Genomic DNA, 14145 nt, shown 5'->3' on the forward strand with positions numbered 1-14145 from the left:
CATATTTGTCATATTTCGCCTCGCCCTCACTCCTATACTCGGCTCATCGTCGCACGAGCGGAGAGTCTTTATGCAACGCAGTTCACCGTGGCAGGTCGGGGCGCGCGGTCGCCTGTTGCTGTCTCATTTATTGGTGGTGTGCGTCACCTTAATGGTGAGCGTGGTGGCGGTGACCAGTTTTCGCCATGCGGGCACCATTCAGGCCCAGGCCCAGGCGCAAACGCTGGCTGATATGAACGGCAGCCTTGCCCTGGCGCGCGATACCTCCAATGTGGCCATCACGGCAGTGCGGTTGTCCCAGGTGGTCGGTGCGCTTGAGTATCAGAGCGAATCACGACGTTTACAGCAGAACCAACAGGCCCTACAGCACTCACTCTCTATACTGGCGAGCACGCCACTTGCCGCGCGTGAGCCTGAACGCGTGGCGCGCCTGCGTGCGCGTAGCCTGATGCTTGAGCAGTCGGTGAGTATGCTGTTGCGTCAAGGCCATGAACGCCATTTACAGCGCAACAGGGTGCTAAGCGGCTTGTGGCAGTCACAACTGCTGCTTGAACGCATTAATGATCTGACACAGCGCGACGGCATCAACGCACCCGATTTAACGCTGCGCCAGCAAACCGGCAGGCTACTGGATATCGCGATTCGCACGCCGTCATCGACGGCGGTCATCGAGCACCTGCAACAGGTGATGATGCAATGGCGCAGCGTGGTCGCGCCAGGTGCACTGGGCGACAATGTACAGCAGTTGCTGGAAACACAGCGCGGCCTGGTCCCGTTGGCCGCAGAGCTGGAGGAGAGTGACCTGGCGATTGCCTATGCGACTTACCGTATCAAGGCGCTGGTGGCGGCGCTGAATGATGACATTACCGCTTACGTCCAGCAGGTCGCGCAGCAAACGGAAAGGCGTAACATCACCACCCATCATCAACTCGACTCGGTTAGCAGCTTTATCATGCTGTCTGCCCTGCTGGCGCTGGCCATAACCCTCTATACCGGGTACTACATTTACCGCAATCTGGGCTCCAGTCTTACCGCCATTGCCGGTGCGATGACCCGGCTGGCACAGGGAGAGCAGAACGTCAGCGTGCCGGGATTACAGCGTCGGGACGAACTGGGTGAACTGGCGCGCGCGTTTAACGTTTTTGCGCGAAATACCGCCTCTTTGGCCCAGACTTCTCGCCTGCTAAAAGAAAAAAGCACCCAACTGGAGTCAACCTTCCTGGCCATGCGTGACGGTTTTGCCCTGTTTGATAACAGCGGAGAACTCGTGGTATGGAATGCGCAGTATCCGGCGCTGCTGGGCATCGCTCCCCGCGATCTGCATCGCGGTTTGCACTATCAGCACTTGCTGGCGCCGCTTAATGTGCAGTTGCACGATTTAGCGGAACCCCAGGAAGTGAGGCTGGCAGACGGCCGCACGCTGGAACTGCGTTTCAGCCCGGTACCACGGCGCGGAATGGTCAATACGGTGCTGGAGCGCACTTCGCGTAAGGTGCTGGAAGAGGCGCTGGTGCACAGTCAGAAAATGAAAGCGGTGGGCCAGTTGACCGGCGGCATCGCCCATGATTTTAATAACCTGCTGGCCGTTATCATCGGCAGCCTGGCGTTGACCGAGGGGCAACTGGCACCCGGCCCCGTCGCCAGCCGGATTGAACGAGCCCGCCAGGCGGCGGACAGAGCGGCGCTTCTGACCCAACGGCTGCTGGCCTTTTCACGCAAACAAACCCTGAATCCCCACGCGGTTTCCGTGGTGACATTGATCGAGAATCTACAGGGGCTGCTTCAGCATTCGCTGCTGCCCGGTCAGCATCTGATCATCGATGCCCAGCGCCCCGGCTGGCCGGCCTGGATAGATGCCAGCCAGCTGGAGAATGCGGTGATGAATCTGGTGGTCAATGCCAGGGATGCGATGGGTGGCCAAAGCGGCGAAATCCGCCTGCGCATCTGGAATCAGCGGCGAAGCGAGCAAGGGGAAAAACGTGACCGGGTGACCATCGAAGTGATCGATCACGGCTGCGGCATGTCCGACGAGGTGCGTGCTCAGGTGTTCGAACCCTTCTTCACCACTAAGACCACCGGAACCGGGAGCGGGCTGGGACTGTCGATGGTGTACGGCTTTGTCCGCCAGTCGGGTGGACAGGTGGAGCTGGAAACGGCCCCCGGTCAGGGCACAACGGTGCGGCTGTTGCTGCCGCGCGCGCCCGATGCCGCAGCCGCCCGGCCCCCCGTCCCTGCCCCGTCTCACCCCGCGGCTGCAGACGATCGTCTGATTCTGGTACTGGATGATGAACCGGCGGTGCGGCAAACCCTGTGCGAGCACCTGCATCAACTCGGCTATCTGACGCTGGAGTGCGCGACCGGCGAAGAGGCGCTGGCGCTGTTGCACCAGACACCCGATATCGATCTGTTAATCAGCGATTTGATGTTGCCCGGTGAGATAAACGGCGCAGAGGTCATTCGTCAGGCGCAGCAAAAGTGGCCACAGCTGGCAACCTTGCTGATCAGCGGCCAGGACCTGCGCCACCAGCCCGTTACGCTGCCGCTGTGTGAGCGGCTGGCGAAACCCTGGCAGGCGGCACAGTTGGTGGAGGCGCTGCAGCGCGCCTGGCAGCGGAGTGCAAGGCTTAATCGTGCCCGCCAGGCTGCCACAACGGCACCGGTTTCCCAATGATATAACGCTTACGCAGGCGGCTTGAGATGGCATCCATGATCATCACCACGACCACCAGAATCAACGTCAGGAACATCACCACATCCCAGTTCCACAGACGCATATTCTCAGCATAAACCAGGCCGACACCGCCTGCGCCAACAAAGCCGAGCACCGCTGCTGAGCGAGTATTCGACTCGATTTGGTAAAGGCTGAGCGCCAGAAACTGCGGAAACGACTGGGTGAAGATGCCGAAACGGTGTTTCTGCAGGCTGTTCGCCCCCAGTGCACCCAGCCCACGACTCGGGGAACGCTCCACCGCTTCATGTCCTTCCGAATAGAGCTTACCTAACAGGCCAACGTCCTGCAGGATAATCGCCAGCACCCCGGCTAACGGCCCCATGCCGACGGCACGCACAAAGATCAGGCCCCAGATCGCCATATCAATGCCGCGCAGCATGTCGAACAGGCGGCGCATCAGGAAAGCAATCGGTCTGGCAACTTTATCGTGCATCACATTACGCGCCGCCAGAAAGGACAGCGGCAGCGCCAGCAGCGTGGCGGTTATCGTGCCGGCAAACACGATCGCCAGCGTAATCCCGACCTGAGAGAAATAGTAGCCAAAGGGCCAGTTGGCAAAGTCTTGCCAGACAAACATACGCAAAAAATAGCGTCCCAGCTGCTGGCAGCCAACCAGCAGGCGGCCCCACTCGATACCGTAGACCATAAAGAAAAAGACGTAATAAAGCACCAGCGCCAGCGCCAGCATGGCCAGACGGCGCAGATAGCGGTGCTGCGCAGCGAAGAGTTCATGATGCTGCTGCTTCATCGCCGTGATATCCGGCGCGAGAGTAACCATATTTATTCCTCCACGACACGGCGGCGCAGGCGGCCAGAAACCGTATCCAGTAACGACACCACAATCAGAATCAACAGCAGCGTCATGCTGACCTGATCGAAGCGATCCAGCTTAATGTTGGTCATTAACTCCTGGCCGATCCCGCCTGCCCCGACCAGCCCCAGAATGGTCGATGAGCGGAAGTTAACCTCCAGGCGCATAAAGCTGTAAGACAAAAAGGTGGGTTTGACCTGGGGCCAGAACGCAAAGCGCATCCGTTGCAGCTTGCTGGCTCCGCAGGCCGCCAGCCCGCGTACCGGCTTATCCGACGCCGATTCGATGGCTTCATAAAACAGTTTGGTCAGGCTACCGATAGTATGCAGGGCCAGCGCCAGAAAGCCGGGAATCGCCCCGATGCCAAACGCCATCACAAACATTACCGCCCAGGCCAGTTCAGGCATGGTGCGTAAAAATGCGACAAAGGCGCGAATGCCCATGCGCAGGCTGGCGGGCGTTTGCGTATTATCGGCCGCAAAAAACGCCAGGATACCGGCAATCACCACGGCAACCAGCGTGGAGGCCAGCGCCAGCTGCAGGGTTTCCCAGATCAGCGGTAGCTGAATATTCAGACGATAGCCCCAGTAGGCCAGCGACCCTTCCGTTTTGCCATCGGCAAACAGGAGCGGCAGATGCAAAACGGGCATGATTTCACGGATATAATCAAAAAAGTGCGGCAACGACTGCCAGATGGTCACCAGATTGAACTCTGCCATATTGGCCGCCGCCAGATAAATCACGACCAGCACCAAAGACCAGATAAGCGAGTCACGCTTCTGTTGGCGGCGGATACGTTGATAATAGCGTTCGAAGTCGGTCACGTGAGGTGTCTCAGATTGATGTGTTACAAAGCCATCCAGGCAAGGTTGACGCGCAGACTAGCCCGCCGGTGAGGTCGTGCCGCCCCCTTATTCAGGGCGGCACGATGGCTGCAAGCAAACTGCCCTGCCGTTAGCCGCGCGCGCCTTTCATCAGCTCGCGTTTCATATCGATGATGTTCTGGAAGTCCGCTACCGAGGTCTTGCCAATGTGCTGCTGGCCCCCTACGGCTTTGGTGAAACAGGCGTGATCGTCTTTATCCAGTTTTTTGATCGCGGCGATGACTTTCGCTTTGAAATCCGCTGGCAGTTTATTGCTCACCAGGATAGGACCGTTAGGAATTAACGGCGACTGCCAGATAATCCGAATCTGTTTCATCAGGTCCGGATGGTCCATGCGGATCAGGCGGCCAAAGGCACCCGAGGTGTAGCCCGTGTTGTAATCACCGACCATAGAGGTCCAGGTCACCGCGCCGTCGAACTGATTATTCAGCACGCCCAGGATGTCCTGCTCATGACCACCTGAAAAGGTCACGCTTGAAAAGAAGTTGTTGTATTTATTGTCGATGTTGCCGCCAAACATTTTCTTAAACGCCTGGTTTGGCACGAGGAAACCGGATGTGGAATCGGGATCCGCCATACCAAAAGATTTGCCTTTCAGATCTTCCAGCTTCTTATAAGGGCTGTCGGCTTTCACAATCACCACGGAGTGATAACCGCGAGACTGATCTTTGTCATCCACCACAATGCCCACTAAATCGACGGCCTTGGGATCCTGAATATACACGGACGCATACGAGGAGGGAGACATACTCAATACCAGATCCACTTTACCGCCCAGCAGCCCCTGAATCACGCCGGAATAGTCTGAAGAGTTGCGGATTTTGGTATCCACGTTCAGTTCTTTATCAAAGAACGTTTTCACACACTGGTTATCACCAATCTGCTGAGTCGCGTTCTGACCGCCTAAAATACCCAGATTCAGCTCTTTTGGTGCGTCCGCTGCGTTAACGCCAAAGGTAAGCAATGCTGTAGTCAATAACGCGAAAGCTTTCATTTTCATTAGCCTTGTTCTCTTGCTGTGATAGTTAGTGGATCTGGTTAAATTCGTCGCCGTACAGCTGATGCAGCAAGCCGTCGGTAAGTGCGGAAGGATGACCGTCGAACAGCACCACACCGCGCTGAATACCTATCACGCGCGTGCAGTAACTTTTTACTAATTCAATCGAGTGCAGATTCACCATCACGCTGATGCCCTGATCGCTGACCTGACGCAATACATCCATAATACGGGTGGTATTTTTAGGATCGAGCGAGGCAACGGGTTCATCCGCTAACAGAATTTTGGGGTTCTGCATCAGCGCCCGACAAATCGCCACGCGCTGCATCTGACCGCCGGAGAGGTTTTCGGCGCGCTGTAACGCCTGCGGTAGCATGTTCATCCACTCAAGCAGTTGAATGGCGCGGGCGCGATCGGTGTCAGAGAACACTTTGAAAAACGATTTCAGCGTAGAGGTCTGGCTGAGACGCCCCAACAGCACGTTGGTCAGCACATCAAGGCGAGGCACCAGGCAGAAATCCTGAAAGATCATGCCGCACTGGGTGCGCCATTCACGCATCTGGCGGCTGCTGAGATTCACCACATCGCGATCGGCTTCGCCGTGGTGCAGGCTGACGATGGCGCCCTGTGAGGCGGAGATTGTGCCATTCAGCATGTGCAGCAGCGTCGATTTGCCTGCGCCAGAGCGGCCGATTACCGCCACCAGTTCACCCGCATGCAAATCGAAACTGACATTATCGAGGACTTTGTTGTTACCGTAAGCTTTGCTCAGTCCCTGAACAGATAACACTTTTTGCCCGCCTGACTGGGTCAATGACGAGACGTTATCGACCACCGTTTTAAGCAGTGCCTGTGCCATGATGTTCTCCGTTATTGCAGTTTACGTTCTGTACCCGCGCCCCATTAACCCATCTGGTCGGTACTGTCTGGCGTGAGTCATTATCTTGCGTTTGTGGCTCACGCCGCCGGAACCTGACGAGAGACCGCTATATTAAGAACACGGGGGATGAAGGCTGTATTACGGTTAGATGATTAAACTGTGACAGGCAAATCGGCACCCAGAGACAGCGACAAGCCGTCACAGGCTGCCCGAACCCCATCGGGTAAGGCGTGCTCTGCCAGCCAGTTATCCATGTGATGGCTCAGATGAATCAGCCAGGCCTGGTGCGGTTTCAGTTCATCAATGATGTTTAGCGCGGCGGTCAAATCGTTATGATTGCGTCCGCCCTGCCCGGGGGGATCGTTACAGTCTACCAGCAGGTGATCCAGCCGTTGTCCACGCAGGAAATCGGCGGTGTCCGGCGGCAGACCGCAGGTATCGCACAGCCAGGCCAGACGCGATCCATGCCAGTCAAACAGATAGCCGTGAGTCAGTCGTGAATGTTGAAGCGGCAGTGGTGTCACCTGTAATTCACCGAACTGATGTGCCACGTAAGGCGTTAAAGCGGGGCGGAAATCCAGCAGTCCGGGATGCTTAAACAGGTCATCGCAGCCCTTGTCGTCCGGCGGTCCCCACACAGGAATAGATTCGCCCTCACCCCAGCGCAGAGTGAACAGCCCCTGCACATGGTCCATATGATAATGAGTCAGCAAAATTCGGTTAATTTCGCCAGGCTGAAAGCGCTCGGCCAGCAATGGCAAACCGGCATCCAGTAAAATACGTTCGCGTCCGGCCTCAATTAACGCGCTGGTAGGCGCGCGGCGATAGCGGGAAGCGTCGCGGGCGCGCAAACAGGCATGACAGTCACAACCGAACACCGGCGCGCCTGTCACACCGCCGGTACCAAGCAAGGTCAGTTTCATGGGAATTCCGCTAGCAACTGTCGTAACTGTTGTACCGTATCCACCAGCGCACCATCATTGTTCAGCCGCAGGCAGCCCTCTGGCTGATGTTGCGCCGCGCGCGCCAGTCGTTGAACGATCTCCTCTTCACTCTCACGTCCCCGCTGTCGTAAACGCGCGGCCAGCACCAATGGCGAAACCTCAATGCACAGCGGCAACAGCCGTGCGCCGTAACGCGCACGAACCTGTTCCAGATGCTGACGGGAGCCGTTTACCAGCACGTTCTGCCCGCACGCCAGCCAGCCATCGATTTCACTCCCGATACCGTAATGAAAACCGTGGGCCTGCCAGCTGACCGCAAATAACCCCAGCGCCTTGCGCCGGATAAACTCCGCTTCCGTCAGGGCCACGTGGTTTTCGCCCCCCACATCGTGAGGGCGGGTGATATAGCGGTGCGCAATCAGCAGGCCGTCAGGCGGCGCCTCGCGCAGCAGGTCCAGCAGGCTGTCCTTTCCTGAGCCGGACGGGCCGATGAGCCAGATAAGCCGGGCCATCAGTACACCTGCCGGCCTTTGCTCCAGACATGGCGGATGTGGGGATGACCATGTTGGGTATGCGCCAGTACCAGGTCGGCACGGCAGCCTTCCGTAATCACGCCACGATCCTCCAGCCCCAACGCGCGCGCCGGATTACAGGTGACCAGCGCAACAGACTGGGACAGTGACAGCGTGTTTCGCTCATCCGCCGCTAAGCGGAAGGCCGCATCCAACAGGCTGCCGGGATAATAGTCCGATGACAGAATATCCAGCATTCCGTGTGATGCCAGCTCCCAGGCGGCTACGTTACCGGAGTGCGAGCCACCGCGAACAATATTCGGTGCGCCCATTAACACCTGCATATTGCAATAACGTGACGCCTTCGCCGCCTCCAGCGTGGTGGGGAATTCAGCTATCGCGCTGCCCACGCCGTGCGACTCTTCCACGTGCGCTTCGGTCGCATCATCGTGGCTGGCAATCGCAATACCATGATCCCGGCACAGCGCGGCAATCGCCAGGCGGTTGGGCTGTGACCACTCTCTGGCCAGCGCCAGCTGATCGCGCTCAAACTCGTCCATCTGCTCGTCATTGAGCTGATATTTTCCCTGATAGTACTCGCGATACTTTTCCAGCGATGCGTACTGGCGCTGCCCGGGTGAATGGTCCATCAGCGAGACCAGCGACAGCTCTGGTGAGGAGATGAGCGCCTCAAACAGCGGCAGCGTGGTGTGATGCGGCAGTTCGCAGCGCAGATGTAATAAATGCTCGGCGCGGTTGAGCCCCTTGCGGTTACTGTCACGAATCGCGCCAATCATTTTGCTGAGATTTTCCAGCCGGTGCCCCCCATCGCGTACATCACCTACACCGATGGCATCCAGCACGGTGGTGATGCCGCTGGCCACCATCAGCGCATCGTGGCTGCTCATGGCGGAATGGGCCGGCCAGTCAACCTTAGGCCGCGGGGTGAAGAACTTATCCAGGTTGTCCGTGTGCAGCTCGACCAGGCCGGGCAACAGAAACGCGCCCTCTCCGTCCAGCGCGCCGGCGAGCTGGCTGGCGGTTTCGCTAAAGTTCGTAATGCGGTCTTCACGAAACTCCAGCGATCCCTCTACCACTTCGTTTTCCAGCACCAGCTTTACATTATTGATGATCATGCTTCTGCCCCTGTTTTGAAGGGCTGCATCACGTGCAGGCGATCGGCCACACGCTCCCGCACCGCTTCATCATGAAAAATACCGACAATGGCCGCGCCACGCGCGCGCGCCTGTTCAATCAAACTCACGACTGCGGCGCTGTTAACGCTGTCGAGCGATGCCGTAGGCTCATCCAGCAGCAGCACGGGATAATCGGCAATAAAGCCACGGGCGATGTTGACGCGCTGCTGCTCTCCACCGGAGAACGTCGAGGGTGCCAGGGACCAGAGGCGTTGCGGGACATTGAGCCGGGTCAGCAGATCTTTGGCGCGCGCTTCGCAGAAGCTGCGCTCAACGCCGCGTTCCAGTAACGGCTGCATGACGATCTCCAGGGTCGGCACGCGCGGGATGACCCGCAGAAACTGACTGACCCAGCCGATGGTATCCCGGCGAATGGCAATAATCTGGCGGGCGGGTGCCTGTGCCATATCGACCCATTCGCCCAGATGCTGCACCCAGATACTGCCGCTGTTGGCCTGATAGTTGCCATACAGGGCACGGAGCAGAGTCGATTTTCCGCTGCCCGAATGCCCGTGCAGCACCACGCATTCGCCCTCACTGACTTCCAGGCTGGCATCCTGCAGCACCGGCAGAGCCGCCCCGTTCTGATTGTGCAGCACAAAGGTTTTGCACAAATTTTCCACGCGCAGTTGCGTCTTCATAGTCGCTGTCGCCATTAGTTAAGCACCGATGAAACCAGCAGTTGCGTATAAGGATGATGCGGATCATCCAGCACGCGGTCCGTTAAACCACTTTCCACGACCCGGCCCTGCTTCATGACCAGCAGCCGATGCGCCAGCAGGCGCGCCACGTCCAGATCGTGGGTCACAATGATCACCGCCAGATTCAGTTCGCGCACCAGCGTACGCAGCAGGTCCAGCAGTCGCGCCTGCACCGAGACGTCCAGCCCGCCTGTGGGTTCATCCATAAACACCAGTTTCGGCTGGGTCACTAAATTGCGGGCGATTTGCAGACGCTGCTGCATGCCGCCGGAAAACGTCGTCGGCAGGTCATCGATACGGTTCGCTGCGATTTCCACCGCCTGCAGCCAGTGACTCGCCTCGGCGCGGATCTCGCCATAGTGACGATGGCCGACGGCCATTAAACGTTCACCGATATTGCCGCCCGCCGTGACCTGAGGACGCAGTCCTTCCAGCGGATGCTGGTGTACCACGCCCCACTCCGTGCGCAGTAAGCGGCGACGGTCGCTTTCGCTCATCTGGTAAAGATCGCGCTGCAGGTAATGAATTGCGCCTGCCTGCGGGGCCAGCCGGGCAGACAGGCTCCGCAGCAACGTGGTTTTACCCGAACCGGACTCTCCCACAATCCCCAGCACCTCGCCCGGGTAGAGATCAAAGCTGACCTCTTCGAAACCTTTGCCCGGTGCGTAAAGGTGCGTGAGGTTATTGACCGCGAGTAGCGGTTGTTCACTGTGCATGTTGTTGTTCCTGCTGCTGGTGGCAAAAATCGGTATCTGAGCACACAAACATGCGCGTTCCCTGATCGTCCATCACTACCTCGTCCAGATAGCTGTGACGCGATCCGCACAGCGCACAGGGTTCGTCCCACTGCTGCACGGTGAAGGGATGATCGTCGAAGTCGAGGCTTTCAACTTTGGTGTAAGGCGGCAAGGCATAGATGCGCTTCTCGCGTCCGGCACCAAACAGCTGCAGGGCGGGCATCATGTGCATCTTCGGGTTATCGAATTTGGGAATCGGCGACGGATCCATCACATAGCGATCGTTGACCTTCACCGGATAGGCATAGGTGGTGGCGATGTGGCCGAAACGGGCGATATCTTCGTACAGTTTGACCTGCATGATGCCGTACTCTTCCAGCGCATGCATGGTGCGGGTTTCCGTCTCGCGCGGCTCAATAAAGCGCAGCGGCTCGGGAATCGGCACCTGAAAAATCAGGATCTGATCTTCTTCCAGCGGGGTTTCCGGAATACGGTGACGCGTCTGAATCAGCGTGGCATCCACCGTGCGTTCCGTGGTGGCCGCGCCGCTCACTCGCTGGAAGAAACGACGGATGGAGACGGCGTTGGTCGTATCGTCCGCGCCCTGGTCGATGACTTTCAGAACGTCTTTGTCGCCAATGACGCTGGCGGTGATTTGAATCCCGCCGGTGCCCCAGCCGTAAGGCATCGGCATTTCGCGTCCGGCAAAGGGCACCTGATAGCCGGGAATCGCCACCGCTTTTAAGATGGCGCGCCGGATCGTGCGTTTGGTTTGCTCGTCAAGGTAGCCGTTGTTATAGCCGCTGAGTTCAGCCATTTTGCTGCTCCTGATAGTCCTGACGCAGACGTTTCAGCAGTTCCAGTTCCGCCTGGAAATCGACGTAGTGCGGCAGTTTTAAGTGGGAAACAAAGCCTGCGGCTTCAACGTTATCCGCATGCGACAGAACAAATTCCTCATCCTGCGCCGGGCTGGTGATACGTTCATTGTGCTCGCGCGTCTGTAAGGCGCGATCCACCAGCGCCATTGACATGGCTTTACGCTCTGCCCGACCAAAGACCAGTCCATAGCCGCGCGTGAAGTGCGGTGCGCTTTCCCCATCGTGGGTAAAGCCGTTGACCATTTCACACTCGGTCAGCAGCATTTCCCCAATTTCCAGCTCAAATCCCAGTTCTTCCGGGCAAACGCTGACGCTGACATAACCGGTCCGGATTTCTCCGGCAAACGGATGGGTGCGGCCATAGCCGCGCTGGGTGGAATAGCCCAGCGACAGCAGAAAACCTTCATCGCCGCGTACCAGCTGTTGCAGTCGTGCGGCACGTGAGGCGGGAAAGCCCATCGGCTCTCGGGTGATGTCGGTGGGTTCGCTGCCGTCGTCGCTTTCACGCTCTGCTAAGCCTTCGTCGCTCATCATGCTGAACATGTGCGGGCAGTGTTCGGGCAGCGCCTGCTCGCTGCGCGGCGGCAGAGGCGTTTCCCCGTTAGCCATCAGGGTAAAGTCCAGCAGCCGGTGGCTGTAGTCATAGGTTGGGCCTAAAACCTGACCGCCAGGCAAATCCTTATAAACCGCGGAGATACGCCGCTCGATCCGCATGTTGCCGGTGTCCAGCGGCGTGCTTTGCGCCAGGCGAGGCAAGGTTGTGCGATAGGCGCGCAGTAAAAAAATGGCCTCAACCAGATCGCCGCTGGCCTGTTTAATGGCTAACGCCGCCAGCGCGGGATCGTAAATGCCGCCTTCGGTCATCACACGATCTACCGCCAGGCCAAGCTGCTGCGCGATCTGATCGCAGGATAACTCCGCGACCGCACGGTCGCCCCGACGCAGATCGGCCTGAAGATGATGGGCATTGGCAATGGCTTTTTCGCCCCCTTTAACCGCTACGTACATGAGCACACCTCAACATGAGTTGTCCGTGGCACCGCCATCATCGCTTCGCCACAGGTAAAGATGAGATCCACGCCCTGAGGGAACGGATGCGGTCGGGCACGCAGGTATTCGAGCACGCTTTCCGGCAACTGGGGCGCAATGGCGCGCGCTTCACGCAGGCCCGGGCCAGACAACCGTAGCGCCAGCCCACCGTTCAGTGCGGGCACCTCAATAATCAACGTGGTGCTTTTTTCCGGTGCCAGATTGTCGCCTGCGGCGAAGTCGGCAGGATTGGGCTGAGCGGTCGCGTGGCTGAGCGCAAAGGCTGCGTCATTGCTGTCGGTAAGGGGCGCACCAGTATGGAAACGCAGGTTATCGCGCAGTTCCTGATTATCGACCTGGGGATCCAGCCACAGCGGGCTCTCCTGATCCACCAGCGTCAGCAGCACGGCGGTGGCGGCAGGGGAAAGTGCGCCCCAGCCCTGTTCCAGCGGCAGGGAAACCATCACGCCAGGCTCGCTCATGGCTTTCAGGATGCGGCGGAAGGCGTGCTGCGCATCCGCAACCGGGTGATTAAAACTTGCCAGTAAAGTCATTCATTGTCTCCGCGTACCAGCGTAAAGAAGTCCACTTTGCTGCTGGCGATTTCACGTGCGCGCAGCTGACGCTGCTCTTCACGTGAGGCCGCCAGCGGGATAATCATTTTTTCCTGCAGCAGTTCAGCGGTGTCGGCCTGTTGCAACAGGGCATCCATCAGGGCGCAGCGTTCGGCATGGGCTTTATCCCGGCCGAGCAGATAGCTGTAACCCAGGGTGCCGTCGTTCAGCCGCACCACCGCACGCGTCACGGTGGCATCGCCCACCACAAAGCGTTTGCCGGTGGCGCCCATGCGGGCCTGCAGACGCGTCAGGCCAATCTCGGCCGGGCGAATCAGGGTAAATTCGGGCTTGAGGTTGAGCGGCTGCCAGTACGCGTCAAGCTCGGCTGCGCTGCTGTGTGCCAACACCGAAAGCCAGTGCTGGCGGGCCGTTTGCTGTTTCATTAATGCTCCAGAGTGAGTTCGATCATGTCGCCACGCGTGAGGCTGACGGAGTATTCCGCCATCGCGCCATCGGTGGTTTTATTCAGCGTCCGCACGCACAACAGTGGAGAGTGCAGCGCGATTTCCAGTTGCTTACACTCTTTGGCCTGGGCCCGGCGGGTGCTGATGCGCGTCTGGCTGCGTACCAGCTGCTTACCGGTGTGCAGCTGCAGATAGTCATGAAGTGAGCCGCTGTTAAAGCGCTGCAGCTGTGGCCACCAGCTGAGATCGGCAAGGAAGTGGTTGATCAGGCAGACCGGCAGGCCATTTACACGGCGCAGGGTTCGCAGGTGAATAACGTTATCGCCTTCACTGACGCCAAGCGCGGCGGCCACGTCGGCACTGGCCGGGCGCAGCACCGCCAGCAGACGTTCACTGGTGGGATCGCTGCCCTGCTCCATCAGGTTCTGGCTGAAGCGAGCCTGAGCGTGTAACGGATAGTCGTAGGGGCGCATCAGCACTAAAATGCCGACGCCATGGCGACGCTGCAGCAGGCCCTTGTTCACCAGTTCGTCTACCGCCCGACGCAGCGTGTGGCGGTTCACCGCATAGTGATCGGCCAGCTGCTGCTCAGAGGGTAAATAGTCACCGCTGCGGTAACGTTCCTGAACAGCCTGCTCCAGTTGCGCGGCAACAGCCTGATAGACAGTGGTCGGATGTCTGGATAACTCCATCACAATTAAATCCTCACATCAGTAGAGGGATTTCACAGCGAAGATGCTGCGGGATGGAAACAGAGTGACGGGATCAGATGACAGCGAGGTGACGAGACGGTGACGTAAAAATGAATTTGCGCCAGCCTGTCC

15 protein-coding genes are annotated in these 14145 nt (G+C 58.5%); 1 reads left to right on the forward strand and 14 read right to left on the reverse strand.

What is annotated here, in order from left to right; all coding sequences use genetic code 11:
• Positions 1-70 precede the first annotated feature (70 nt).
• Positions 71-2671 carry an ATP-binding protein gene (locus EL29_RS09875; protein WP_028715288.1) on the forward strand — a complete coding sequence of 867 codons (2601 nt, stop codon included), beginning with the start codon at positions 71-73 and terminating at the stop codon, positions 2669-2671.
• Here EL29_RS09875 and phnE (EL29_RS09880) read toward each other — a convergent pair.
• The 14 genes from phnE (EL29_RS09880) to phnF form a co-directional block, all read right to left on the reverse strand.
• Positions 2625-3509 carry a phosphonate ABC transporter, permease protein PhnE gene (gene phnE, locus EL29_RS09880; RefSeq protein WP_013026265.1) on the reverse strand — a complete coding sequence of 295 codons (885 nt, stop codon included), beginning with the start codon at positions 3507-3509 and terminating at the stop codon, positions 2625-2627. The two genes, EL29_RS09875 and phnE (EL29_RS09880), sit on opposite strands and share 47 nt — an antisense overlap.
• Positions 3510-3511: 2 nt before the next feature.
• A complete protein-coding gene (gene phnE, locus EL29_RS09885; protein WP_013026266.1) occupies positions 3512-4366 on the reverse strand; it encodes a phosphonate ABC transporter, permease protein PhnE in 855 nt (284 codons plus the stop codon).
• Positions 4367-4496: 130 nt separating this feature from the next.
• Positions 4497-5420 carry a phosphonate ABC transporter substrate-binding protein gene (gene phnD / locus EL29_RS09890; RefSeq protein ID WP_033766002.1) on the reverse strand — a complete coding sequence of 308 codons (924 nt, stop codon included), beginning with the start codon at positions 5418-5420 and terminating at the stop codon, positions 4497-4499.
• Between the two features lie 31 nt (positions 5421-5451).
• Positions 5452-6282 (reverse strand): phosphonate ABC transporter ATP-binding protein, encoded by an 831-nt coding sequence (gene phnC / locus EL29_RS09895; RefSeq protein ID WP_013026268.1) that lies wholly within the window; start codon positions 6280-6282, stop codon positions 5452-5454.
• A 173-nt stretch (positions 6283-6455) separates the two neighbouring features.
• Complete coding sequence (gene phnP / locus EL29_RS09900) at positions 6456-7226, reverse strand: phosphonate metabolism protein PhnP (RefSeq protein ID WP_014594004.1); 771 nt, start codon at positions 7224-7226, stop codon at positions 6456-6458.
• Entirely contained in the window at positions 7223-7759 is a 537-nt protein-coding gene (gene phnN / locus EL29_RS09905) for a ribose 1,5-bisphosphokinase (RefSeq protein ID WP_014594005.1), read from the reverse strand. Before phnN ends, phnP begins: the two co-directional genes overlap by 4 nt.
• The gene (gene phnM, locus EL29_RS09910; protein ID WP_022623346.1) at positions 7759-8895 is read right to left on the reverse strand and encodes an alpha-D-ribose 1-methylphosphonate 5-triphosphate diphosphatase; all 1137 of its coding nucleotides are present in this window, start codon (positions 8893-8895) and stop codon (positions 7759-7761) included. The genes phnN and phnM overlap by 1 nt, the downstream gene beginning before the upstream one ends.
• Entirely contained in the window at positions 8892-9611 is a 720-nt protein-coding gene (gene phnL / locus EL29_RS09915; RefSeq protein WP_013026272.1) for a phosphonate C-P lyase system protein PhnL, read from the reverse strand. The genes phnM and phnL overlap by 4 nt, the downstream gene beginning before the upstream one ends.
• Positions 9611-10372, reverse strand: a complete 762-nt coding sequence (gene phnK, locus EL29_RS09920; RefSeq protein WP_028715289.1) for a phosphonate C-P lyase system protein PhnK — start codon at positions 10370-10372, stop codon at positions 9611-9613. Before phnK ends, phnL begins: the two co-directional genes overlap by 1 nt.
• Positions 10362-11210, reverse strand: coding sequence for an alpha-D-ribose 1-methylphosphonate 5-phosphate C-P-lyase PhnJ (locus EL29_RS09925; protein ID WP_013026274.1), 849 nt, complete (start codon positions 11208-11210; stop codon positions 10362-10364). The genes phnK and EL29_RS09925 overlap by 11 nt, the downstream gene beginning before the upstream one ends.
• Complete coding sequence (locus tag EL29_RS09930) at positions 11203-12279, reverse strand: carbon-phosphorus lyase complex subunit (protein WP_014605509.1); 1077 nt, start codon at positions 12277-12279, stop codon at positions 11203-11205. The genes EL29_RS09925 and EL29_RS09930 overlap by 8 nt, the downstream gene beginning before the upstream one ends.
• On the reverse strand, positions 12270-12854 hold the full coding sequence (gene phnH, locus EL29_RS09935) for a phosphonate C-P lyase system protein PhnH (RefSeq protein ID WP_013026276.1): 585 nt from the start codon (positions 12852-12854) through the stop codon (positions 12270-12272). Before phnH ends, EL29_RS09930 begins: the two co-directional genes overlap by 10 nt.
• Complete coding sequence (gene phnG, locus EL29_RS09940) at positions 12851-13300, reverse strand: phosphonate C-P lyase system protein PhnG (protein ID WP_013026277.1); 450 nt, start codon at positions 13298-13300, stop codon at positions 12851-12853. The genes phnH and phnG overlap by 4 nt, the downstream gene beginning before the upstream one ends.
• The gene (gene phnF / locus EL29_RS09945) at positions 13300-14013 is read right to left on the reverse strand and encodes a phosphonate metabolism transcriptional regulator PhnF (protein WP_028715290.1); all 714 of its coding nucleotides are present in this window, start codon (positions 14011-14013) and stop codon (positions 13300-13302) included. Before phnF ends, phnG begins: the two co-directional genes overlap by 1 nt.
• Positions 14014-14145: the final 132 nt, after the last annotated feature.

Origin of the sequence: Pantoea ananatis LMG 2665 (genome assembly GCF_000710035.2) — a bacterium.
In the GTDB taxonomy this organism is placed as follows: Bacteria; Pseudomonadota; Gammaproteobacteria; order Enterobacterales; family Enterobacteriaceae; genus Pantoea; species Pantoea ananatis.

What these genes read in the sequence shown, in the direction of transcription:
- EL29_RS09875 (WP_028715288.1), top strand. Translation starts at nt 71, where the DNA reads ATGCAACGCAGTTCACCGTGGCAGGTCGGGGCGCGCGGTCGCCTGTTG.
- phnE (WP_013026265.1), bottom strand. Translation starts at nt 3,509, where the DNA reads ATGGTTACTCTCGCGCCGGATATCACGGCGATGAAGCAGCAGCATCAT.
- phnD (WP_033766002.1), bottom strand. Translation starts at nt 5,420, where the DNA reads ATGAAAGCTTTCGCGTTATTGACTACAGCATTGCTTACCTTTGGCGTT.
- phnC (WP_013026268.1), bottom strand. Translation starts at nt 6,282, where the DNA reads ATGGCACAGGCACTGCTTAAAACGGTGGTCGATAACGTCTCGTCATTG.
- phnP (WP_014594004.1), bottom strand. Translation starts at nt 7,226, where the DNA reads ATGAAACTGACCTTGCTTGGTACCGGCGGTGTGACAGGCGCGCCGGTG.
- phnN (WP_014594005.1), bottom strand. Translation starts at nt 7,759, where the DNA reads ATGGCCCGGCTTATCTGGCTCATCGGCCCGTCCGGCTCAGGAAAGGAC.
- phnM (WP_022623346.1), bottom strand. Translation starts at nt 8,895, where the DNA reads ATGATCATCAATAATGTAAAGCTGGTGCTGGAAAACGAAGTGGTAGAG.
- phnL (WP_013026272.1), bottom strand. Translation starts at nt 9,611, where the DNA reads ATGGCGACAGCGACTATGAAGACGCAACTGCGCGTGGAAAATTTGTGC.
- phnK (WP_028715289.1), bottom strand. Translation starts at nt 10,372, where the DNA reads ATGCACAGTGAACAACCGCTACTCGCGGTCAATAACCTCACGCACCTT.
- EL29_RS09925 (WP_013026274.1), bottom strand. Translation starts at nt 11,210, where the DNA reads ATGGCTGAACTCAGCGGCTATAACAACGGCTACCTTGACGAGCAAACC.
- EL29_RS09930 (WP_014605509.1), bottom strand. Translation starts at nt 12,279, where the DNA reads ATGTACGTAGCGGTTAAAGGGGGCGAAAAAGCCATTGCCAATGCCCAT.
- phnH (WP_013026276.1), bottom strand. Translation starts at nt 12,854, where the DNA reads ATGACTTTACTGGCAAGTTTTAATCACCCGGTTGCGGATGCGCAGCAC.
- phnG (WP_013026277.1), bottom strand. Translation starts at nt 13,300, where the DNA reads ATGAAACAGCAAACGGCCCGCCAGCACTGGCTTTCGGTGTTGGCACAC.
- phnF (WP_028715290.1), bottom strand. Translation starts at nt 14,013, where the DNA reads ATGGAGTTATCCAGACATCCGACCACTGTCTATCAGGCTGTTGCCGCG.